This window comes from Endozoicomonas sp. YOMI1 (assembly GCF_024606345.1).
In the GTDB taxonomy this organism is placed as follows: Bacteria; Pseudomonadota; Gammaproteobacteria; order Pseudomonadales; family Endozoicomonadaceae; genus Endozoicomonas.
Map to the genome: position 1 here is coordinate 1 of NZ_JAHHPM010000044.1, position 1306 is coordinate 1306.

A 1306-nucleotide genomic window follows, 5' to 3' on the forward strand; every position below is an offset into this window, starting at 1 on the left:
GTAACTATTCAGTGAACCCAGCAAACCAGCTTACCAGACTGGTAAGGAATACCTGCCTTATAAGGGCTACGGACTTGGATGAGCTTTTTTCAGCCAGGTGGGTCATGGATTCGCAATTCTTTGAGACGACTTTCATCCATCTGCCAAGGTAGCCACTGGCTTAAATCTTCTGGTGGCTTCCGGTCATTAGCAATGCAAGCCTCAAGATAGCCCTTCAACCACAGCTTCTGATTGATCTTCCAGATCTTCAGGCTTGTCAGCACCGTAAAGAACCAGGCCGCCAGCTCCATACTCCAGTCGCTCCCGCTGCCGTAGTAGTTTTTCCGGCCAACCACGGGACCTCGCAACGTCTGTTCAGCAATATTGTTATCCATCGGAATGTCCGGATTTTGAATAAACCGGCAGAGCCCTTCCCAATGGTTCACAAGGCTCTCAAGTACCTTTTGCGCTTTTTCAGCCAGCCGTGGTCGTACCAGTTCTTTATCTCGCTGAGAGGCTATACGTTCAACATGTTTTTCCAGTCTCAACTGGCGGGTCGGCCACTGCTTTGGGTCTTCCCGTACAAGAAGTCGTTGCTCGTTTAAATAATATAAACGAGCAATTCTATCTACCCAGGCAATGCTCCATTTTTCCAAATCCGGGTCACCACGACTGGCGTCAATAAAGTCTCGCCTGACATGAGCCCAGCAGAAGGCCAGAACAATCAATGGATGGTCTTTGGCCAGTTTCTTGTAGGCAGAATACCGGTCGCAGACAAGGGTTCCCTCGCTATCTCCAATAACTGATTCAGGGACAGAGGCGGCGCGACTATCACTGATGCTGAAGTAGACTGCCTCATCGGAAACAAATACCCAGAGCCAATGTTTCTGGCTGCCCTCTGAATCATCACACCACTGCAACCATCGGGTTTCATCGGCATGCATTCGATCACTGCGGCAAACCCGCTCTCTGCAAGCTTCCACGACCGGTTCTATGAGAACAGGCAGTGTTTGCATTCCCGAAGTAATGGTTCCGGCGGCCAGATCAAGCCCATGCTGTTTGTACGACTGAAGCTGTCTGTTAACCGGAATACCAAAAGCATATTTGTTGATAATTAAATCAACCCAGACAGAAACTCCCAATGTTCCTCTGTTAATCAAACGTGCTGGAGATGGGGCGGTGATAATTGCGGGTGTTTCCGGACATTGGCAAGTCTTGCGATATCGCTTGCGATGGTAACGCCTCTTGTGTGGCCTGACCTCAATTTCTATAACATCACAATGATCACAGCCAGGAAACGGGTCGAAGGGCAAGCGACAGATGGCAC

At 49.6% G+C, this 1306-nt stretch carries 1 protein-coding gene; it reads right to left on the minus strand.

The features are described from left to right. Positions 1-89: 89 nt before the first annotated feature. Positions 90-1306: IS66 family transposase (locus KDK15_RS01670; protein ID WP_257293630.1), on the minus strand; the 1217-nt coding region annotated here is incomplete at its 5' end.